Genomic DNA, 22,183 nt, shown 5'->3' with positions numbered 1-22,183 from the left:
GAAAGTTATTTTCTCAAACAGAGTGGAACCGCGCCTGAAGCGTCTCTGTGCTGATAAGCATAGAGGCGCTTTTTTATACTTTAAGAAAGTTTAACTTTTAAAGGATTAAAGTATAAGAAAATACGAAGGCTTTCGCCATAAGTAATTGGCGACAAGCCAAGTTTTTCTAATATTAGTTAAGGAGGTCAAGTATGGGGCTATTCAAGATGTTCAAGGAAGATGTCGAAGTCGTGTTTGATCAAGACCCGGCTGCACGTACGTATTTTGAAGTCATTCTTACCTATTCCGGGTTGCATGCTATTTGGTCACACAGGGTGGCCCATGCTTGTTATAAGCGGAAGTTTTTCTTCATTGCCCGCGTCATATCCCAGGTAAGCCGCTTCTTTACAGGGATTGAGATACATCCGGGAGCAACGATCGGACGCCGCTTTTTCATTGACCATGGTATGGGAGTGGTTATTGGGGAAACCTGTGAAATAGGGGATAATGTGACCATTTTCCAGGGAGTTACTCTTGGTGGAACAGGAAAAGAAAAAGGAAAAAGGCACCCTACACTGTTGGATAATTCTCTGGTTGCCACAGGTGCAAAAGTGCTCGGTTCGATTACAATTGGAGAGAATTCGAAAGTCGGGGCAGGTTCTGTGGTGCTGAAGGATGTCCCTGACAACTCTACTGTCGTAGGAATTCCTGGACGGGTCGTCATTCAGGACGGAATAAAAGTAAGAGAAAAAGACTTGGATCACCATAAGCTTCCTGATCCTGTTTATGATCGGTTGAAGTTGATGGAAGAAGAAATCATGCGGCTAAGAAAACAGATTGACGATAGCGAAGGAGCGATTCACGATGGCAATAAAAATATATAATACCCTTAAGCGAGCGAAAGAGGTATTCACTCCCCTGGAAGAAGGGAAAGTTAAAATGTATGTATGCGGTCCGACCGTATATAACTACATCCATATCGGGAATGCCCGCCCGGCTATCGTGTTTGATACCGTGCGCCGGTATTTTGAGCATAAGGGGTATGAGGTAGACTACGTCCTCAACTTTACGGATGTTGATGATAAATTGATAAAAGCAGCGAATGAATTGGGAGAAGAAGTACCGACTATTGCTGACCGGTTCATTGCTGCCTATAAAGAAGATGTCAAAGCATTCGGAGTTAAAGAGGCTGTCCATCATCCCCGTGTTACAGAAAACATGACGGAAATCATTGCATTCATCGAAGGCCTGATTGAAAAAGGGCATGCATATGAATCCGGTGGGGATGTCTATTTCAAAACACGTTCCTTTGATGAATATGGCAAACTTTCACACCAATCGATTGAGGAACTGCGCACCGGTGCAAGAATCCAGGTAGGGGAAAAGAAAGAAGACCCTCTCGACTTTACATTGTGGAAACAGGCAAAGCCAGGAGAGATTTCCTGGGACAGTCCTTGGGGTAAAGGCCGTCCTGGCTGGCACATCGAATGCTCCACGATGGCTAAAAAGTATTTGGGAGAAACGATTGATATCCATGCCGGCGGCCAGGACTTGACTTTCCCTCACCACGAAAATGAAATCGCCCAATCGGAAGCACATAATTGCCAGACATTCGCTAACTACTGGATGCACAACGGTTATATAAACGTTGAGAATGAGAAGATGTCCAAGTCATTAGGAAATTTCGTCCTGGCTCATGACTTGATTCAAAAGCACGATCCTAATATCATCCGCTTCTTTATGTTAAGTGTCCATTATCGTCATCCGATCAACTTCAGTGATGCGTTATTAGAAGGGGCGAAAAGCAGTTTTGACCGAATCAAAAATGCTTATGAAAATCTGCAGCATCGTAAGAAAGCGAGTGTAGATTTGCAGGACCACAACGAATGGCTGGATAAAGTGAACGATCATAAACAGCGGTTTGAGGAAGAAATGGACGATGATTTCAATACGGCAAATGCTATCTCTGTTTTGTTTGATTTGACGAAAGATGCCAACCTTTATTTACAGTCGCAGCAAACTTCCGCAGAAGTAGTGGAAGCATTCGAGGAAGCGCTTGTTAATCTTACAGGAATCCTGGGTATCGAGTTGAAGCAGGAAGAATTGGTCGATGAAGAAATCGAAGCGTTGATACAAAAACGTATCGAGGCCAGAAAGAATCGGAATTTTGAACTTGCTGACCAAATTCGGGACGACTTGAAAGCGCGGAATATTATTTTGGAAGATACACCCCAAGGCACACGCTGGAAGCGGGGTTGAACCATGGCAGAAATAGAAGTAAAGCAAATGAAAAGCCTTGCCCTTGCCTATATGGGTGATGCCGTCTATGAAATGTATGTACGGCATCACTTGTTAAAGCAGGGGGCTGTGATGCCGAATCAGTTGCATCGCTCCGCAGTCCGCTTTGTTGCAGCTACATCTCAGGCTGCCGTTGTACAAGCCTGGCTTACAGGTGATTTTTTGACAGGGGAAGAACAAGCGGTCGTAAGAAGAGGGAGAAATGCAAAATCAGGTTCGATTCCAAAAAATACCGATGTACAGACCTATCGGTACAGTACAGGATTTGAAGCGCTGTTAGGTTACCACTATTTGGCGGGAAATACAGACCGGCTGGAACAATTGGTGACGGATGCTATCCGGCAAGTAGAAGAAAGGAGTTGAGAATATGAGTGAGGAATGGATCATTGGAAAAAACCCTGTTTTTGAAGCGTTGAAATCAGGTCGTACCATTAATAAAGTGTTTGTTTCCGATCAGTTGCAACATCAAGCTTTTCAAAAAATTCAGCATCTTGCCAAGGAGAATGGGGCACTGGTTCAAAAGGTACCTAGAAAGAAGATCGACCAACTGGTAGATGGGAACCACCAGGGGGTTGCCGCTTCCGTTGCAGCCTATGATTACAGTTCGTTAGATGATTTATTTGCAAAAGCGAAGTCGTTGGGAGAAGCGCCTTTTTTCATCATCCTGGATGAAATTTCCGATCCCCACAATCTTGGCTCTGTTCTTAGAACTGCTGATGCGGTCGGGGCACATGGCGTGATTATTCCAAAACGTCGTTCTGTGGGATTGACAGCGACCGTAGCAAAAACGTCGGCAGGAGCGATTGAGTACATCCCGGTTGCCCGTGTGACCAATCTATCGCGGACCATCGATGAATTGAAGGAGCGTCATGTATGGGTGGCCGGTACTGACGCGGAAGGTACAGAAGATTATCGTCAATTAGATGGTGAGATGGCGACCGCGCTTGTAATCGGGAGTGAAGGTAAAGGGGTCAGCCGTATTATCAAAGAAAAGTGCGACTGGACAATTCAGCTCCCGATGACAGGGAAAGTAACTTCGTTGAATGCTTCCGTAGCTGCATCTCTGCTGATGTACGAAGTCTATCGCAAAAGAAACCCTTTAGGTAGATAACTATGATAGTATTACTTGTAGATGGTTATAACATGATAGGGGCCTGGCCAGAGTTGAAGAAATTTAAAGATAGTGACCTCTCCCAGGCGCGTGATTTGTTGATTGACATGATGGCTGAGTATCAATCGTATACCGGCGATCGTGTCATCATCGTATTTGATGCCTATCATGTAAGGGGACTTGCAAACAAAGAAAAAAGCCATCGCGTTGAAGTAATTTTCACCCGGGAAAATGAAACAGCTGATGAACGGATTGAGAAACTGGCGGGCGATCTGAAAGACGTCAGAACACAAGTTTATGTCGCCACCTCCGATTATGCTGAACAACGGACAATTTTCGGACAGGGTGCCTTAAGGAAGTCGGCGAGGGAGCTTTATATTGAAGTGAAAAATATCGAAAAAAGCATAGAAAAGGACGTAGAATCCCATAAACAAATTAAATATCAGCCGAAGATTCCGATAAAAAAAGAGGTGCTGGATGTGTTTGAGAAGTGGCGCCGAGGTGATAAATGAGCCAAGAGCCTTGTTGACGTTTTGGAAAGGCTTACTGTATAATATTTCTATATTCAGGGCACTACGGGTCGGGGGGAATCCTGAGTGAGCATCGTTCAAAAAGAGTTGGACATCTATGATTATGAAAAGCTGGAAGATGAAGAAATTATTGAACGGATTAACGAGGGTCAAAGCCAGGCGCTCGACTATCTGATCAATAAGTACAAAAACTTCGTCCGCGCGAAAGCCCGGACCTATTTTCTGATTGGTGCAGATCGTGAGGATATTGTGCAGGAAGGGATGATCGGTCTTTATAAAGCTATTCGGGATTATAAAGAAGACAAGCTTTCATCATTTAAAGCCTTCGCTGAATTATGTGTCACCCGCCAAATCATCACCGCTATTAAAACTGCCACCCGTCAAAAACATATTCCGCTGAATTCGTATGTTTCTTTGGACAAGCCTATTTATGATGAAGAATCCGACCGTACCCTATTGGACGTCATTGCCGGGTCAAAAGCAATTGACCCGCAAGAATTAATTATCAATAAGGAAAGATTCGGAGACATGGAGGATAAAATTTCAGAATTGTTAAGCGACTTGGAGAGGAAAGTGCTGACCCTTTATTTGGACGGCAGATCTTATCAGGAAATCTCCGCTGAATTGGACAGGCACGTGAAATCGATCGATAATGCCTTGCAGCGAGTGAAGCGGAAGTTAGAGAAATACCTGGAAGTAGCTGAGATCATATTATAATCCTGCATTGACATGCCTTGACAAGCGTGCTACATTTATGAGAGTGAAAAAATCCTCTTAATCTAGGGGTGTATCATGAGAAACAAAGTAGTCTTAGCCTGTACTGAGTGTATGAGTAGAAATTATAGTTCTTATAAAAATACGTCGAACCAGGCGGAACGGCTTGAAGTTCGCAAATTTTGTAAAAAATGCGGCAAACATACATTGCATCGAGAAACAAAATAGAGAAAGAAGCCGACAGGCGCAACGTTGGGGGAGGTTTAGCATGTTTAAGTTCTTGAAGAACGTGTCGCGTGAAATGCAGAAGGTCAGCTGGCCCAAAGGTCAGGAGCTTGTGCGCTACACAATTACTGTGTTAACCACAGTGGCATTTGTTTCTGTATTCTTCGCAGTTGTTGACTTGGGCATTTCTTGGGGTCTTGAATTCTTCTTCCCTGAATAATGCCGTCGGATTTATGCTATAATGGTGAATAAGATTTACGTTTAAAAACCCGTTCCGCGGGTTTTTTCAATGCTTAAATTTTTAAGATAAGGGAGGGAAGGGCAAGGAGCTTGTCCTGTATACATGGAAAAAAGATGGTATGTGGTTCACACCTATTCCGGTTACGAAAATAAAGTAAAAACGAATTTAGAAAAACGCGTCGAGTCAATGGGGATGGAAGATAAAATCTTCCGTGTCCTAGTGCCAGAAGACGAAGAAACAGAAATTAAAAATGGGAAACGCAAGGTTTCGAAGAAGAAGGTGTTCCCTGGTTATGTGTTAGCTGAAATGGTGATGACCGATGATTCATGGTACGTTGTCCGTAATACTCCTGGTGTAACCGGGTTTGTCGGATCCACAGGCTCCGGATCAAAGCCGACCCCTCTCTTGCCTGAAGAAGTAGAGACAGTGTTGAAGCGGATGGGAATGAAAGAGCCGGTAACCGACATCGATTTTGAACTGAAGGAAAGCGTCCAAGTGACAGACGGACCTTTCGCTAATTTCACTGGCACGATTGAGCACATTGATTTGGATAAACAGAAGGTAAAAGTCCACGTCAACATGTTCGGGCGGGAGACACCAGTAGAGCTGGACTTCTCGCAAATTGAAAAATTATAACTCCCCCCTTGCAAACAGGTCGTAAAGATGCTAAAATTTTTATGTTCTTTATGTGCCTCGAACAAAGAGGAAGTTAACATATTGTAATTTTGAGTGGGAGGGCATCGCCCCATTACCACATCACGGACTTAAGGAGGTGTGTCTCGTGGCTAAAAAAGTAATCAAAGTAGTAAAACTTCAAATCCCTGCAGGTAAAGCGAACCCAGCACCACCTGTTGGACCAGCACTAGGTCAAGCGGGTATCAATATCATGGGTTTCTGTAAGGAGTTCAACGCTCGCACACAAGAACAAGCGGGAATGATCATTCCAGTTGAGATCACGGTATTTGAAGACCGTTCATTTACATTCATTACGAAAACTCCGCCAGCTGCAGTGCTTCTTAAGAAAGCAGCGGGCATTGATACTGCGTCCGGCGAACCGAACCGCAACAAAGTTGCGACGCTTAATCGTGACAAAGTAAGAGAGATTGCAGAAACTAAAATGCCTGACTTGAATGCTGCTGACGTTGAAGCTGCTATGCGTATGGTAGAAGGTACAGCGCGTAGTATGGGTATCGTTATCGAAGACTAATCCCACAGCGTCGCTCTATTGGAGTAAAAGGTTGCGAGAATGGAGCTTGTTTTCATTCCGCAACCTTTATTCGTGGGAGGTATAACCGTTAAAACCACAACGAGGAGGAAATAATAATGACTAAACAAAGCAAAAGGTATCAAGAAGCTCAAAAGCTTGTTGATCGTGAAAAAGCATATGAAGTGAAAGAAGCAGTCGAATTAGTGAAAGAAACTGCTAAAGCGAAGTTTGATGAGACAGTAGAAGCTGCTTTCCGTCTGGGTGTAGACCCTAAGAAAGCAGACCAGCAAATCCGCGGTGCGATGGTTTTGCCGCATGGTACTGGTAAAACGCAACGTGTCCTTGTTTTCGCTAAAGGTGAGAAAGCAAAAGAAGCGGAAGCTGCCGGCGCTGATTACGTAGGCGATCAGGATATGATCAACAAAATCAACCAAGGCTGGTTCGACTTTGACGTAGTAGTAGCTACTCCAGACATGATGGCTGAAGTAGGTAAATTGGGACGCGTGCTTGGACCTAAAGGTCTAATGCCTAACCCTAAGACTGGTACAGTCACTTTCGAAGTAGAAAAAGCTGTCCAGGAAATCAAAGCTGGTAAAGTGGAATACCGCGTTGATAAATCCGCGAACATCCACGTGCCGATCGGAAAAGTTTCTTTCGATACAGATAAGCTGGTTGAAAACTTTGAAGCGATCACAGATACTCTTGTAAAAGCGAAGCCACAAGCTGCTAAGGGAACTTATATGAAGAATTCCGCTATTGCTTCTACAATGGGACCTGGAATCAAAGTAGACGTCTCCAGCTACATCCGTAAATAATTCGCTGTTGACTTTTTAAAGCATAACAAATATAATGGATAATGTTGTTTAAATAAATACGTTATACCGTAGACAGTAGGTGCGCGCTGACGCTTAATTTCCTACCGAGGTGTGTGAATAAACGAAGCGATTGTTCGTATGTCGTTTCTCACCAAAGCCTCCATGTCTACATGGGGGCTTTTTTCATCTTTAACACTTGCCGTTTAAAAATGAATTGGGCACCTGGCGGTATGATGAAAAGTCAATAGGAGGTGGAATGATGAGCAAAATTATCGAGCACAAAAAACAGATTGTATCTGAAATTGCTGACAAGCTTCGCAATAGTAAGTCTACCATCCTTGTAGATTACCGCGGGCTTGATGTTGCAGAAGTGACTGAGCTTCGCCAGCAGCTTCGTGAAGCAGGCGTTGATTTCAAAGTGTACAAAAACACAATGACTCGCCGTGCTACTGAAGAAGCAGAGCTTTCAGAGCTTAATGAAACATTGGTGGGCCCTACAGCTATTGCTTTCAGTGATGAGGATGTAGTAGCACCTGCCAAAATCCTTAACAACTTCGCTAAGGATCATGATGCGCTGGAGATCAAAGGCGGTGTCATCGAAGGTAACGTAGCTAGCCTTGAGCAAATCAAGGAACTTGCAGATCTTCCAAACTACGAAGGTCTTGTATCTATGCTACTCAGCGTGCTTCAAGCACCTGTACGCAACTTCGCTTACGTTACAAAAGCAGTTGCCGAGCAAAAAGAAGAACAAGGCGCTTAATAGCGTTTTCTGGTTACGATTAAATTATAAAACAAACAATTTTAAGGAGGAACTTAATCATGAGTCATGAACAAATTATTGAAGCGATTAAAGAAATGTCAGTTCTTGAGCTTAACGATCTAGTTAAAGCTATTGAAGAAGAATTCGGAGTAACTGCTGCAGCACCAGTTGCAGTCGGTGGCGGCGGTGCAGCTGAAGCTGCTGAAGAACAAACAGAATTCGACGTAGTACTTGAGAGCGCTGGTAGCTCCAAGATCAAAGTCGTAAAAGCTGTTCGTGAAATCACTGGTCTTGGACTTAAAGATGCTAAAGATCTAGTTGATAACGCTCCTGGCGCTATCAAAGAAGGCATTTCTAAAGAAGATGCTGAAGAAATCAAAGGTAAGCTAGAAGAAGCAGGCGCTTCTGTAGAAGTTAAGTAATTTCATGCTTGAGAGGTAAAGCTCGCTGTTCATCGGCGAGCTTTCTTTTTCTTATATATTAGGGAAGCTTAACTTTGTTAAAGATTAAAGCTTAAGGAAAACTAAGACTTTCCACATAAGGATTGGCGATTACCCGAGCCGGGTTTTGCCAAACGTGATTATCTATTCCAGTAAGAAGCAGGTGCATGAAAATGACCGAACACTATTATTCCAATAAAACTGATGCTCCCAGTGAGGAGCGGACATGGGAATATACGCTCAAAGGAGAGACTTTGCGTTTTACCACGGATAATGCAGTTTTTTCGAAAAAGGAAATAGACTTTGGCTCCCGTGTTTTAATCGAAGCTTTTGAAGCTCCGGAAGTAGATGGTGGCTTTTTGGATTTAGGCTGTGGCTATGGACCGATTGGCTTGACTCTGGCAAAAGTCCATCCCGGACGAAAGGTTTATATGGTAGATATAAACGAACGTGCGGTAGAGTTGTCACGGAAAAATGCGGAGCAAAATGACATATCCAATGTAGTGGTGGAAGTCAGCGACCGATTAAGCAATGTACAAGATATTACATTTGCAGCAGTCTTGACCAACCCTCCTATTCGAGCGGGGAAGAAAGTAGTTCATGCTATGTTTGAAGACGCTTATCGATCTTTGGTTGATAAGGGAGAACTCTGGGTGGTCATTCAGAAAAAACAAGGTGCTCCTTCTGCACGCAAAAAACTGGAAGAATTATTTAGCGAGGTAGAAGTAGTAGATAAGCAAAAAAGATATTATATCTTCCGAGCTAAAAAGGTTTGACTGGGTTAATCGTTTATGCTATTATTGGAAAATGCCTATATATGCACTCCTATGTCAAGGGTTTTTTCGCATTTTATGTATAAAATTAGTGAACGCGGTTCACAATGGTAAAATCGAAGAAAACAATAGGGTGAAATACGGTTTTTTTCTATGATAGAAGAACGTTTCTTTTTTGTCTAACGTTAGAGAGAAATGAAGTTTCTTGTTTTTAGATTCCATCCGCTTTTGCGGGTGACAATATATATCAGCTTGTGGTCGACATTAGCTTCCATAAGCTTGTTCGGCATGTTTGCCGGACCCTTTTTACGTAAGATTGAAAGTGGGAAGTTGAATACTCGCTATCAGCCGATATACTTCCGCTTTTATTATTAAAATGCTTGATTTGAGGGGTGAAGCAGTTGACAGGTCAACTAGTTCAGTATGGACGACACCGCCAACGCAGAAGTTATGCGCGCATCAGTGAAGTACTAGAATTACCTAACTTGATTGAAATTCAGACCGCTTCTTATGAGTGGTTCTTAGAGGAAGGTCTGAAAGAAATGTTTCAGGATATTTCACCAATCGAGGATTTCACCGGTAATCTATCGCTGGAATTTGTAGATTATAGTTTAGGTGAGCCTAAATATCCTGTAGACGAATCGAAAGATAGAGACGTCACCTACAATGCTCCTTTACGAGTGAAGGTTCGTTTGTTGAATAATGAGACAGGCGAGGTAAAAGAGCAGGAAGTATTCATGGGTGATTTCCCATTGATGACAGATACAGGTACATTTGTCATTAATGGTGCAGAGCGTGTTATCGTATCACAGCTTGTCCGCTCACCAAGCGTATATTTCAATAAAAAAATTGATAAAAACGGTAAAAAAGGCTATACGGCCACCGTCATTCCAAACCGTGGTGCATGGTTAGAGTTCGAAACGGATGCAAAGGATGTCGTCCACGTTCGTATCGACCGTACTCGAAAGCTGCCAATTACGGTTCTTTTGCGTGCGCTCGGCTTTGGTACAGACCAGGAGATCATTGATCTTATCGGAGACAATGAATATCTGAAAAACACATTAGAAAAAGACAATACCGAGAATAGCGAAAAAGCGCTTCTTGAAATCTATGAACGTCTTCGCCCTGGTGAACCGCCAACGGTTGAAAATGCGAAGAGTTTACTGGTTTCCAGATTCTTTGATCCAAAGCGTTATGACCTTGCTCGTGTTGGTCGATATAAAATGAACAAAAAGCTTCATATTAAAAACCGTTTGTTCAACCAAACATTAGCAGAAACTTTAGTAGACGAAGAAACTGGTGAAGTTTTAGCTGATAAAGGGGACAAAATTGACCGTCGTTTATTGAACAAACTACTTCCTTATTTGGAAGGTCAGGATGAAAATACTGGAGAAGAGATTCTTGAACCTCATGAAGGGGTGCTGGAAGATCCGATCAAGGTACAATCCATTAAGATTGTCGATCCTACCGATCCGGAAGGGGAACGGTCTATCAATGTAATCGGCAACTCAAATATCGATAAAACTGTCAAAAACATCACTCCTGCTGATATCCTTTCTTCCATCAGCTATTTCTTCAACCTGCTTCACCAGGTTGGGGATACCGATGATATTGACCACTTAGGAAACCGTCGTTTACGTTCGGTCGGTGAGTTGCTGCAAAACCAGTTCCGTATCGGGTTGTCCCGTATGGAGCGTGTGGTACGTGAACGTATGTCTATCCAGGACACGTCTTCGATTACACCGCAGCAGTTGATCAATATCCGTCCGGTTATTGCATCAATCAAAGAGTTTTTCGGAAGCTCCCAGCTGTCTCAATTTATGGATCAGACCAACCCATTAGCAGAGCTAACACATAAACGTCGTTTATCTGCACTTGGACCGGGTGGTTTGACACGTGAACGCGCCGGCTTTGAAGTACGTGACGTACACTATTCCCACTATGGACGTATGTGTCCGATTGAAACACCAGAGGGACCGAACATTGGTCTGATCAACTCGCTTTCTTCTTATGCGAAGGTAAACGAGTTCGGATTTATTGAAACGCCATACCGTAGAGTTGATCCAGATACCAATAAGGTTACTGCTCAAATCGACTACTTGACTGCCGATGAAGAAGATAACTACGTGGTAGCTCAGGCAAATGCTAAGTTGGAAGAGGACGGCTCTTTCACAGATGCAGAGGTTATTGCCCGTTTCCGTGGTGAAAACACAGTCGTCAGCCGTGACCGTCTTGATTACATGGACGTATCACCAAAGCAGGTCGTTTCAGCTGCGACAGCATGTATTCCTTTCTTGGAAAATGATGACTCCAACCGTTCCTTGATGGGTGCGAACATGCAGCGTCAGGCAGTACCATTGTTGAACCCGGATTCTCCAATTGTCGGAACCGGCATGGAATATGTGAATGGTAAAGACTCGGGTGCAGCCGTCATCAACCGTCATGAAGGGATAGTTGAGCGTGTGGAAGCGAAAGAAATCCACGTGCGTCGCATCTCTGAAGTTGATGGTAAAGAAGTAGAGGGCGACCTGGATCGTTACCGTCTGCAAAAATTCATTCGTTCCAACCAGGGAACTTGCTATAACCAGCGTCCAATCGTATCTAAAGGAGATCGTGTAACGAAGGGTGAAATCCTCGCTGATGGTCCTTCCATGGATAAAGGTGAACTGGCTCTTGGGCAGAACCCGCTTGTAGCCTTCATGACATGGGATGGTTATAACTATGAGGATGCGGTCATCATGAGTGAACGTCTGGTAAAAGATGATGTTTATACTTCTGTTCATATTGAAGAGTATGAGTCAGAAGCTCGTGATACGAAGCTGGGACCGGAAGAAATCACACGCGATATCCCGAACGTCGGGGAAGAGGCACTAAAAGATTTAGATTCCCGCGGTATTATCCGTGTTGGTGCTGAGGTCAGCGATGGCGACTTGCTAGTAGGTAAAGTTACTCCTAAGGGTGTGACCGAACTTTCTGCAGAAGAGCGTCTATTGCATGCGATTTTCGGGGAAAAGGCCCGTGAAGTTCGCGATACCTCTCTCCGTGTACCACATGGTGCAGGTGGTATTGTGTTAGACGTGAAAATCTTCAACCGTGAAGACGGAGACGAACTCCCTCCTGGTGTCAACCAGCTTGTTCGTGTCTATATCGTACAGAAACGTAAAATCTCTGAAGGTGACAAGATGGCCGGCCGACATGGTAACAAAGGTGTCATCTCCAAGATCTTGCCTGAAGAAGATATGCCATTCCTTCCAGATGGCACACCAGTCGATGTCATGTTGAACCCGCTTGGTGTTCCTTCTCGTATGAATATCGGTCAGGTGCTTGAATTGCACTTGGGAATGGCTGCTCGTCAGCTAGGTATTAAAGTAGCGACGCCAGTCTTTGACGGGGCACGCGAAGAAGATGTTTGGGAAACACTTGAAGAAGCTGGAATGCCGCGTGATGCAAAGACCATCCTTTATGATGGACGCACAGGCGAACCTTTCGATAACCGTATATCTGTCGGTGTCATGTATATGATCAAACTGGCACACATGGTTGATGACAAACTTCATGCCCGTTCTACCGGTCCTTATTCCTTGGTTACACAACAGCCATTAGGTGGTAAGGCACAATTTGGTGGACAGCGTTTCGGTGAGATGGAGGTATGGGCACTGGAAGCATACGGTGCAGCTTATACCCTTCAAGAAATTCTTACCGTTAAATCAGATGATGTTGTCGGTCGTGTCAAGACTTATGAAGCTATCGTCAAAGGTGAAAATGTTCCAGAACCTGGTGTACCAGAATCCTTCAAAGTTCTAATCAAAGAGCTGCAAAGCCTAGGTATGGACGTGAAGATCCTGGCAGGTGACGAATCAGAGATCGAAATGAGAGATATTGAAGAAGAAGAAACAAAAGCTTCTGAAAATCTGAATCTCGACCCGGAAGAATAAAAACTCTTAGCAACAGTCCTGATGTTCTAAGCTTAGGGAAACCTGGATACTAAAAGGGAGGTAGGCCCCTTGCTAGATGTAAATAATTTTGAGTATATGAAAATAGGCTTGGCGTCACCGGACAAGATACGTTCTTGGTCATTCGGTGAGGTCAAGAAACCGGAAACGATCAACTACCGTACTTTGAAACCGGAAAAAGACGGCCTGTTCTGCGAGCGTATTTTCGGTCCTACAAAGGACTGGGAATGCCATTGTGGAAAGTATAAACGTGTACGCTACAAAGGTGTGGTTTGTGACCGTTGTGGCGTAGAAGTAACGAAAGCTAAAGTTCGCCGTGAGCGTATGGGGCACCTTGAACTAGCTGCCCCTGTCTCTCACATCTGGTATTTCAAAGGAATTCCAAGCCGTATGGGTCTTGTTTTGGATATGTCTCCGCGTGCATTGGAAGAAGTTATCTACTTTGCCGCTTACATTGTGACAGATCCAGGCGAAACGGCACTTGATAAAAAGCAGCTGTTATCGGAAAAGGAATACCGTGCGTATCGTGAAAAATATGGTAAGAATTTCGGTGCCCAAATGGGTGCTGAAGCTATCCGTAAGTTACTTTCAGATATCAATCTTGATAAAGAAGTAGATATGCTGAAAGAAGAGCTGAAAACTGCCCAGGGTCAACGCCGCACACGCGCGATCAAGCGCCTGGAAGTATTGGAAGCATTCCGTCATTCCGGAAATGATCCATCCTGGATGATTCTTGATGTTTTACCTGTCATTCCACCGGAGCTTCGTCCGATGGTACAGTTGGATGGTGGACGTTTTGCGACATCTGACCTTAACGATCTATACCGTCGTGTGATCAATCGTAACAACCGCTTGAAGCGTTTATTGGATCTTGGAGCTCCAAGCATCATTGTCCAAAACGAAAAACGGATGCTGCAAGAAGCTGTCGATGCTTTGATTGACAATGGCAGACGCGGTCGACCGGTGACTGGTCCTGGTAACCGTCCATTGAAATCTCTTTCTCATATGCTGAAAGGGAAGCAAGGACGTTTCCGTCAGAACTTGCTCGGTAAGCGTGTCGACTATTCAGGTCGTTCGGTTATCGTGGTTGGTCCAAACTTGAAGATGTATCAGTGTGGACTGCCGAAAGAAATGGCGCTTGAATTGTTCAAACCATTTGTTATGAAAGAATTGGTTGAGCGTGGATTGGCGCACAACATCAAATCTGCCAAGCGCAAAATCGAACGTATCCACCCAGAGGTATGGGACGTACTCGAAGATGTAATCAAGGAGCATCCGGTCTTATTGAACCGTGCCCCTACATTGCACCGTCTTGGTATCCAAGCCTTCGAACCAGTATTGGTCGAAGGAAGAGCAATCCGTTTGCACCCGTTAGTATGTACAGCCTATAACGCTGACTTTGACGGTGACCAGATGGCGGTACACGTACCACTTTCTGCGGAAGCTCAAGCTGAAGCACGTATTTTGATGCTGGCAGCACAAAACATCCTGAACCCTAAGGATGGGAAACCGGTTGTTACACCATCGCAGGATATGGTATTGGGTAACTACTACCTGACTATGGAACGACCTGGTGCTGTTGGTGAAGGAATGGTCTTCAAAGACTTGAATGAAGCTTTACTTGCATATCAAACAGGCTATGTCCATCTACACACACGTGTAGCAGTTTATGCAGGTTCCTTAGATAATGAAACCTTTACCGAAAAGCAGAACCAACAACTCTTGTTGACGACTGTAGGTAAATTGATATTTAATGAAATGCTCCCGGCTTCATTCCCGTATATGAATGAACCGACCCAGGAGAACCTGGAAATCAAGACTCCGGAGCATTACTTTGTAGAAAAAGGTACCAACATCAAAGAGGAAATCGCGAAACGGGAGGAAATACTTCCGTTCAAGAAAGGTATCCTTGGAGATATCATCGCGCAAGTATTTAAACTGTTCTCGATCAGTGAAACTTCCAAAATGTTGGACCGAATGAAAGACCTAGGTTTCTCCTATTCTACAAAAGCTGGTATGACGGTCGGTGTTTCCGATGTTGTCGTATTACCAGAAAAGCAGGAGATTTTGGATGAAGCCCAGACTAAAGTAGATAAAGTATTGAAACAATTCCGTCGTGGTTTGATTACCGAAGAAGAACGATACGACCGTGTTATTGAGGTTTGGTCCAAAGCCAAGGACGATATTCAAAATCGCTTGATGAAATCCTTGAACCCACGTAACCCGATCTTTATGATGAGTGACTCGGGTGCTCGTGGTAACGCATCTAACTTCACCCAGCTTGCGGGTATGCGTGGTCTAATGGCCAACCCGGCTGGACGAATCATAGAGTTGCCGATCAAATCCAGTTTCCGTGAAGGTTTGACCGTACTCGAGTACTTTATTTCCACTCACGGTGCTCGTAAAGGTCTGGCGGATACCGCACTGAAAACAGCCGATTCTGGTTACTTGACTCGTCGTCTGGTTGATGTCGCCCAGGATGTCATCATTCGTGAAGACGATTGTGGTACAGACAGAGGACTGACAGTCAGCTCCTTGACAGAAGGAACCGAACTGATTGAACCGTTAATCGATCGTCTGATTGGACGTACATCGTTCCAGACAATCCGCCATCCGGAAACTAATGACATCCTTGCTTCTCGTGATGAAGTCATTTCTGAGGATGTTGCTAAAGAGATTGTCGAATCAGGAATCGAAGAAGTCGTTATTCGTACAGCCTTCACTTGTAATACAAGGCATGGGGTTTGTAAGAAGTGTTACGGTCGTAACTTGGCTACTGGTGATGAAGTGGAAGTTGGAGAAGCAGTCGGTATCATCGCTGCCCAATCCATTGGTGAACCAGGTACACAGCTTACCATGCGTACGTTCCACACGGGCGGGGTTGCAGGAGACGATATTACACAAGGTCTTCCTCGTATCCAGGAATTGTTCGAAGCCCGTAACCCTAAAGGGCGTGCCGTCGTCTCAGAAATTTATGGTACGGTACAGGAAGTCAATGAAGTTAAGGAAAAACAAGAAATCGTCGTACAAGGCGATGTAGAGACTCGTACGTATACTGCCCCATATGGTGCTCGTATGAAAGTGGCAGTCGGCGATCAGGTTTCTGCCGGGCAGGAACTTACAGAAGGTTCTGTGGATCCGAAAGAACTCTTAACCATCAGCGGTCTTGATGGCGTTCAAGAATATCTCTTGAAAGAAGTCCAGAAAGTTTACCGCATGCAAGGGGTTGAAATCGGAGATAAACACGTCGAAGTTATGGTTCGTCAAATGCTTCGCAAAATTCGTGTTCTTGATTCCGGAGATACAGAAGTGTTACCTGGTTCATTGCTGGAAATCCACCAATTCCGCGATGCAAACAAAAAAGCATTGCTGGAAGGCGGACAGCCGGCAGTTGGACGTCCGGTTCTACTTGGTATCACGAAGGCATCGCTTGAAACAGATTCCTTCTTATCTGCCGCTTCCTTCCAGGAAACGACACGTGTCCTTACAGATGCGGCAATCAAAGGTAAGCGTGATGAACTACTCGGCTTGAAAGAAAATGTCATCATCGGTAAGCTCGTACCGGCTGGTACCGGCATGACTCGTTACCGTAAAATCCAGGCTGATAGAGAAGGGCAAAACCCCGATCAGGCTGAATTGGATCAACTGACTCAGTAATTGCAAAGTTAGCAAATAACATGGGTAAATAATCAGGAAGCGCCTTGAAAAAAATCACCTCGAATAATGTTGACATGCAAAACCGGGAGTGATAATATAATCAAGGTGCTTCCATTTATCCTTGTTACTTTGGAGGATATGCTTAAATGTCTTATGAAAAAGTAGCACAGGCTAATTCTAATATCGTTATTGGAACGAAACAGACACTAAAAGCCATGAAAAATGGTGGAGTGGAAGAAGTCTTCGTAGCTGATGATGCTGATCAGCACGTGACAGAAAAAGTAATGCGCCTGGCTGAAGAATTGAACATTCCCTGCCAGCGGGTTGATTCTATGAAAAAACTGGGAGAAGCCTGTGACATTGATGTCGGTGCAGCTACAGTGGCGATAAAGCAATAAAGTTTTGGCGGTCAATCGCGAAAGCTTTGTTTTTTGCCTTATTATGAACCACCTGGATGTGTGGTATTGAAAAAGTGAGGAAGGGAGGACATAAAACATGCCTACTATTAACCAATTAGTTCGTAAAGGACGCGTGAGCAAAGGTCGTAAATCCGACTCTCCTGCGTTGAATAAAGGTTACAACAGCTTCAAAAAATCATTGACAGACCAGTCTTCTCCGCAAAAACGTGGAGTATGTACTCGTGTTGGTACAATGACGCCGAAAAAACCAAACTCTGCATTGCGTAAATATGCGCGTGTACGTTTGACTAACGGTATCGAAGTTACTGCATACATTCCTGGTATCGGCCACAACCTGCAAGAGCACAGTGTTGTTCTTATCCGTGGCGGACGTGTAAAGGACTTACCAGGTGTGCGTTACCACATCGTTCGTGGTGCGCTTGATACTGCAGGAGTCGAAGGACGTATGCAAGGCCGTTCTAAGTACGGAACAAAGCGCCCTAAAAAATAACAGCCTGAAAGTGGCTTGATTATAAAAATTCATCATGGAAGGAGGGGGACATATGCCACGTAAAGGTCCAGTAGCTAAGCGTGATGTGTTGCCAGATCCGCTTTACAAATCTAAACTTGTTACTCGTTTGATCAACCAGATCATGGTTGACGGACAACGCGGTAAAGCCCAGAAGATTCTTTATAAAGCTTTTGATCTTGTTCAGGAACGTAGCGGTAATGACCCTATGGAAGTTTTCGAACAAGCAATGAAAAATGTTATGCCAGTACTTGAGGTGCGCGCTCGTCGTGTTGGTGGTTCAAACTACCAGGTACCAGTTGAGGTACGTCCAGAGCGTCGTCAAGCACTAGGGTTGCGTTTCATCGTAAATTACTCACGCCTGCGCGGAGAAAAAACGATGGAAGAGCGCCTGGCTAACGAAGTTTTAGATGCAGCAAACAACACAGGTGCATCTGTCAAGAAACGCGAAGATATGCACAAAATGGCAGAAGCGAACAAAGCATTCGCTCACTACCGCTGGTAATGCCAAACCAACTACAAAACTTATATTCAGGAAGGAGAAAGATTCATGCCTAGAGAATTCTCCTTGGAGAAAACACGTAATATCGGTGTCATGGCCCACATCGATGCCGGTAAGACAACTGCTACTGAACGTATCCTTTTCTATACAGGACGTATCCATAAAATTGGGGAAACTCACGAAGGTGCTTCCCAAATGGACTGGATGGAGCAGGAACAGGAGCGCGGTATCACCATTACATCCGCTGCTACTACTGCTCAATGGAAAGGTCATCGTATCAACATCATTGATACACCAGGACACGTGGACTTCACAGTAGAGGTTGAACGTTCCCTTCGTGTACTTGATGGATCCGTAGCAGTCCTTGATGCTCAATCAGGTGTTGAGCCTCAAACAGAAACAGTATGGCGCCAAGCTACGACATACGGCGTTCCGCGTATCGTATTCGTAAACAAAATGGACAAAATTGGTGCAGACTTCCTTTACTCTTTAAGCACACTTAAAGACCGTCTTGGAGCAAATGCAGCAGCTGTCCAGCTTCCAATCGGAGCAGAAGATGATTTCGAAGGAATCATCGACTTGATAACGATGGAAGCATACTACTACATGGATGATTTGGGTACACGTGCGGAAGCTCGTGAAATTCCTGACAGCCATAAAGAACAAGCAGAAGAATACCGCAGCAAGTTGGTTGAAGCTGTAGCAGATTTTGATGAAGACTTAATGATGAAATTCCTCGAAGGGGAAGAAGTCACTAATGACGAATTGAGATCAGCTATCCGTCAAGCAACACTTAGCGTGGAATTCTACCCTGTATTCTGTGGTTCTGCCTTCAAAAACAAAGGTGTCCAGCTATTGATTGATGGAGTTATCGATTATCTTCCATCACCATTGGATGTACCTCCAATCGAAGGTCACGTTCCACAAACAGAAGAAGAAGTTGTCCGTAAAGCGGATGACAAAGAGCCTTTCTCTGCCTTGGCATTTAAGGTTGCAACAGACCCGTATGTAGGTAAACTGACTTTCTTCCGTGTTTATTCCGGAACTTTAAAAGCCGGTTCTTACGTGAAGAACTCAACGAAAGATAAGCGTGAGCGTGTCGGTCGTATCCTGCAAATGCACGCAAACTCCCGTGAAGAGATCTCTGAAGTATATGCCGGGGACATCGCGGGTGCTGTAGGTCTGAAGGATACTGGTACTGGTGACACATTGTGTGACGAGAAAAGTCTTGTAATCCTTGAGTCTATGGAATTCCCTGAGCCTGTTATCTCCGTTGCGATTGAGCCTAAGTCGAAAGCGGACCAGGATAAAATGGCTGTTGCCCTTGGTAAACTGGCAGAAGAAGATCCTACATTCGTAACTGAGACTGATACGGAAACTGGCCAAACAATCATCAAAGGTATGGGTGAGCTTCACCTCGACATCATTGTTGATCGTCTGCGCCGTGAATTTAAAGTAGACGCAAACATCGGTGCTCCACAGGTTGCTTATCGTGAAACCTTCCGTGGCAGCGCAGAGGTCGAAGGTAAATTCGTACGTCAGTCTGGTGGTCGTGGTCAATACGGTCACGTTTGGGTCAAATTTGAGCCTAACGAAGAAGGCGCAGGATTTGAATTTACAAACAAAATCGTCGGTGGTGTCGTTCCACGTGAGTACATTCCTTCCGTAGAACAAGGTATTAAAGAATCCTTGGAAAATGGTGTACTAGCCGGATATCCAATGGTAGACATCAAAGCAACCCTTTATGATGGTTCTTACCACGATGTCGACTCCAACGAGATGGCGTTTAAAGTTGCCGCTTCCATGGCACTTAAAGAAGCTAAGAACAAGTGTAAGCCAGTTCTTCTTGAGCCATTGATGAAAGTGGAAGTTGTCATCCCTGAAGAATACATGGGTGATATCATGGGTGACGTCACTTCCCGTCGTGGCCGTGTAGAAGGAATGGAAGCTCGCGGTTCAGCTCAAGTGGTTAAAGCATTCGTACCACTATCTGAGATGTTCGGTTACGCAACGGCGTTGCGCTCCAACACACAAGGTCGTGGAACTTACTCTATGCATTTTGACCATTATGAAGAAGTACCGAAGAGCATTTCTGATGAAATCATCAAGAAAAATGCCGGTCAGTAATTGATTTTATTGACTATATAAAGTATAAATTATATTGTAGGCTTAGAAGCAGCAATATGTTGCTTCTGAGCTTCCTATAAAAAAGTTAAACCATAACAATCTGTTATTTATTTAAAGGAGGAACTATAAATGGGTAAAGAAAAATTTGATCGTTCCAAGTCCCACGTCAACATTGGTACAATTGGACACGTTGACCATGGTAAAACAACTCTAACTGCAGCAATCACTACAGTACTTCACAAGAAATCTGGTTCAGGTACTGCAATGGCTTATGACATGATTGACGGTGCTCCAGAAGAGCGTGAGCGCGGTATCACAATCGCTACTGCACACGTTGAGTATGAAACTGACACTCGTCACTATGCACACGTTGACTGCCCAGGCCACGCTGACTATGTTAAAAACATGATCACTGGTGCTGCTCAAATGGACGGTGCAATCCTGGTTGTATCTGCAGCTGACGGTCCAATGCCACAAACTCGTGAGCACATCCTTCTTTCTCGTCAAGTAGGTGTACCTGCGATCGTAGTATTCCTAAACAAAACAGACATGGTAGACGACGAAGAGCTTCTTGAGCTAGTAGAAATGGAAGTTCGCGATCTATTGACTGAATATGAATTCCCTGGTGATGATGTACCAGTAATCAAAGGTTCAGCTCTTAAAGCCCTAGAAGGCGACGACGAGTACGAAGCTAAAATCTTCGAACTAATGGACGCTGTTGATGAGTACATCCCAACTCCAGAGCGTGACACTGACAAGCCATTCATGATGCCAGTAGAGGACGTATTCTCTATCACTGGTCGTGGTACAGTTGCAACTGGCCGTGTAGAGCGTGGTCAAGTTAAAGTCGGTGACGAAATCGAAATCATCGGACTAATGCCTGAAGCTAAGAAAACAACTGTAACTGGTGTTGAAATGTTCCGTAAGCTTCTTGACTATGCAGAAGCTGGTGACAACATCGGTGCACTTCTTCGTGGTGTATCCCGTGAAGATATCAACCGTGGACAAGTACTTGCTAAGCCAGGTTCTATCACTCCACACACGAAGTTCCGTGCAGAAGTTTATGTACTATCTAAAGAAGAAGGTGGACGTCATACTCCATTCTTCACTAACTATCGCCCACAGTTCTACTTCCGTACAACTGACGTAACTGGTGTTTGCCAGTTGCCAGAAGGAGTAGAAATGGTAATGCCTGGTGACAACGTTGAAATGACAGTTGAACTTATCTCTCCAATCGCTATCGAAGATGGAACTAAGTTCTCTATCCGTGAAGGTGGCCGTACAGTAGGCGCCGGCGTTGTTGCTGAAATCACTGAGTAATAACGACATTAACTATAAAAAGACAGCGATCTAGCATCGCTGTCTTTTTTGTTTCTTCCGATATGTTTCACCGATCTGTCACTTGAAGGTTGATTTTACAGTTAAAGCTCCCTTTACATGAAGACACAGTTTTGAGACTTTAGGTTGCAATTATGGCGGCTGGGAAAACGGATCGCTTTCCGTGGGCATGTTGTGAGCTTCCTCAAGCTTCGCCTTCCGGGATCTCACCGATCATGTTCATCCCACAGGACTTTGAATTTGCATCTTGAATAATCACCGCACGAAGAGAATGCGTAGCATTTTCGAGGAGTCTCACCGTTTTCCCAGCCACCATACAATGGTTACCTCGAAACTCCTCTCAAAAATGGCGTGCTTTAGAAGCAAAAAACACAATCAATTCGTTATGACGGGATTTTTCTCGAAATTAGGTAAGGACATTCAAAGGCAATTTCGATAATCTTATGTGGTAAGGGGCGTGGGGGAACGGGGAGACTCCTACGGGAAAAGAGTTCCAGATGAGACCCCACAGAGCGTCAGCTCGAGGAGGCTCAGCGGACGCCCGTGGAAAGCGAGTCGTTCCCCAACGACCCTTTCTCCACAACAA

21 protein-coding genes and 2 other annotated features (1 of these 23 only partly in view) are annotated in these 22,183 nt (G+C 44.5%); all 21 genes read left to right on the top strand.

Features of this window, described 5'->3' with window-relative positions; translation table 11 throughout:
- Positions 1 to 50, top strand: a binding site (T-box leader); it begins 163 nt to the left of the window's first position.
- 141 nt (positions 51 to 191) lie between these two features.
- The 21 genes from cysE (at position 192) to tuf (ending at position 21,579) form a co-directional block, all read left to right on the top strand.
- Entirely contained in the window at positions 192 to 863 is a 672-nt protein-coding gene (cysE, locus tag ACGTN9_RS19340; RefSeq protein WP_499596004.1) for a serine O-acetyltransferase, read from the top strand.
- The gene (gene cysS, locus ACGTN9_RS19335) at positions 844 to 2,238 is read left to right on the top strand and encodes a cysteine--tRNA ligase (RefSeq protein WP_499596002.1); all 1,395 of its coding nucleotides are present in this window, start codon (positions 844 to 846) and stop codon (positions 2,236 to 2,238) included. The genes cysE and cysS overlap by 20 nt, the downstream gene beginning before the upstream one ends.
- A 3-nt stretch (positions 2,239 to 2,241) precedes the next feature.
- Positions 2,242 to 2,640 carry a Mini-ribonuclease 3 gene (locus ACGTN9_RS19330; protein WP_499596000.1) on the top strand — a complete coding sequence of 133 codons (399 nt, stop codon included), beginning with the start codon at positions 2,242 to 2,244 and terminating at the stop codon, positions 2,638 to 2,640.
- 4 nt (positions 2,641 to 2,644) lie between these two features.
- A complete protein-coding gene (gene rlmB / locus ACGTN9_RS19325; RefSeq protein ID WP_499595998.1) occupies positions 2,645 to 3,388 on the top strand; it encodes a 23S rRNA (guanosine(2251)-2'-O)-methyltransferase RlmB in 744 nt (247 codons plus the stop codon).
- A 2-nt stretch (positions 3,389 to 3,390) separates the two neighbouring features.
- Positions 3,391 to 3,900, top strand: a complete 510-nt coding sequence (locus tag ACGTN9_RS19320) for an NYN domain-containing protein (protein ID WP_499595997.1) — start codon at positions 3,391 to 3,393, stop codon at positions 3,898 to 3,900.
- A gap of 84 nt (positions 3,901 to 3,984) precedes the next feature.
- Positions 3,985 to 4,635 (top strand): RNA polymerase sporulation sigma factor SigH, encoded by a 651-nt coding sequence (sigH, locus tag ACGTN9_RS19315; protein WP_093046733.1) that lies wholly within the window; start codon positions 3,985 to 3,987, stop codon positions 4,633 to 4,635.
- Positions 4,636 to 4,710: 75 nt separating this feature from the next.
- Positions 4,711 to 4,860, top strand: a complete 150-nt coding sequence (gene rpmG, locus ACGTN9_RS19310) for a 50S ribosomal protein L33 (RefSeq protein ID WP_499595995.1) — start codon at positions 4,711 to 4,713, stop codon at positions 4,858 to 4,860.
- A 40-nt stretch (positions 4,861 to 4,900) separates the two neighbouring features.
- A complete protein-coding gene (secE, locus tag ACGTN9_RS19305; protein WP_028781698.1) occupies positions 4,901 to 5,077 on the top strand; it encodes a preprotein translocase subunit SecE in 177 nt (58 codons plus the stop codon).
- Positions 5,078 to 5,200: 123 nt separating this feature from the next.
- Positions 5,201 to 5,734 (top strand): transcription termination/antitermination protein NusG, encoded by a 534-nt coding sequence (gene nusG / locus ACGTN9_RS19300; RefSeq protein ID WP_093046735.1) that lies wholly within the window; start codon positions 5,201 to 5,203, stop codon positions 5,732 to 5,734.
- A gap of 145 nt (positions 5,735 to 5,879) precedes the next feature.
- A complete protein-coding gene (gene rplK, locus ACGTN9_RS19295; protein WP_028781700.1) occupies positions 5,880 to 6,305 on the top strand; it encodes a 50S ribosomal protein L11 in 426 nt (141 codons plus the stop codon).
- A gap of 116 nt (positions 6,306 to 6,421) precedes the next feature.
- Positions 6,422 to 7,120 (top strand): 50S ribosomal protein L1, encoded by a 699-nt coding sequence (gene rplA / locus ACGTN9_RS19290; protein ID WP_499595993.1) that lies wholly within the window; start codon positions 6,422 to 6,424, stop codon positions 7,118 to 7,120.
- Positions 7,121 to 7,168: 48 nt separating this feature from the next.
- Positions 7,169 to 7,313, top strand: a sequence feature (ribosomal protein L10 leader region).
- A 66-nt stretch (positions 7,314 to 7,379) separates the two neighbouring features.
- Positions 7,380 to 7,880 (top strand): 50S ribosomal protein L10, encoded by a 501-nt coding sequence (gene rplJ / locus ACGTN9_RS19285; RefSeq protein ID WP_093046737.1) that lies wholly within the window; start codon positions 7,380 to 7,382, stop codon positions 7,878 to 7,880.
- Between the two features lie 59 nt (positions 7,881 to 7,939).
- Positions 7,940 to 8,302, top strand: coding sequence for a 50S ribosomal protein L7/L12 (rplL, locus tag ACGTN9_RS19280; protein ID WP_028781703.1), 363 nt, complete (start codon positions 7,940 to 7,942; stop codon positions 8,300 to 8,302).
- 191 nt (positions 8,303 to 8,493) lie between these two features.
- A complete protein-coding gene (locus tag ACGTN9_RS19275; protein WP_499596019.1) occupies positions 8,494 to 9,096 on the top strand; it encodes a class I SAM-dependent methyltransferase in 603 nt (200 codons plus the stop codon).
- Between the two features lie 398 nt (positions 9,097 to 9,494).
- Positions 9,495 to 13,028: a DNA-directed RNA polymerase subunit beta gene (rpoB, locus tag ACGTN9_RS19270; RefSeq protein ID WP_499595991.1), complete on the top strand. Its 3,534-nt coding sequence runs from the start codon at positions 9,495 to 9,497 to the stop codon at positions 13,026 to 13,028.
- Between the two features lie 69 nt (positions 13,029 to 13,097).
- Positions 13,098 to 16,703, top strand: coding sequence for a DNA-directed RNA polymerase subunit beta' (rpoC, locus tag ACGTN9_RS19265; protein ID WP_499595990.1), 3,606 nt, complete (start codon positions 13,098 to 13,100; stop codon positions 16,701 to 16,703).
- Positions 16,704 to 16,849: 146 nt separating this feature from the next.
- Complete coding sequence (locus ACGTN9_RS19260; RefSeq protein WP_499595989.1) at positions 16,850 to 17,101, top strand: 50S ribosomal protein L7ae-like protein; 252 nt, start codon at positions 16,850 to 16,852, stop codon at positions 17,099 to 17,101.
- 97 nt (positions 17,102 to 17,198) lie between these two features.
- Positions 17,199 to 17,612, top strand: a complete 414-nt coding sequence (rpsL, locus tag ACGTN9_RS19255; RefSeq protein WP_062438267.1) for a 30S ribosomal protein S12 — start codon at positions 17,199 to 17,201, stop codon at positions 17,610 to 17,612.
- Positions 17,613 to 17,664: 52 nt separating this feature from the next.
- Positions 17,665 to 18,135 (top strand): 30S ribosomal protein S7, encoded by a 471-nt coding sequence (gene rpsG / locus ACGTN9_RS19250; RefSeq protein WP_028781709.1) that lies wholly within the window; start codon positions 17,665 to 17,667, stop codon positions 18,133 to 18,135.
- A gap of 45 nt (positions 18,136 to 18,180) precedes the next feature.
- Positions 18,181 to 20,259 carry an elongation factor G gene (gene fusA / locus ACGTN9_RS19245; RefSeq protein WP_499595988.1) on the top strand — a complete coding sequence of 693 codons (2,079 nt, stop codon included), beginning with the start codon at positions 18,181 to 18,183 and terminating at the stop codon, positions 20,257 to 20,259.
- A 129-nt stretch (positions 20,260 to 20,388) separates the two neighbouring features.
- Positions 20,389 to 21,579, top strand: a complete 1,191-nt coding sequence (gene tuf, locus ACGTN9_RS19240) for an elongation factor Tu (protein WP_028781711.1) — start codon at positions 20,389 to 20,391, stop codon at positions 21,577 to 21,579.
- Positions 21,580 to 22,183 lie beyond the last annotated feature (604 nt).

Origin of the sequence: Halobacillus sp. B23F22_5, from assembly GCF_043497085.1 — a bacterium.
Taxonomy (GTDB): Bacteria; Bacillota; Bacilli; order Bacillales; family Halobacillaceae; genus Thalassobacillus.
The sequence above is the reverse complement of the archived record's forward strand: the minus strand, read 5'-3'. Positions and strand labels throughout refer to the sequence as shown.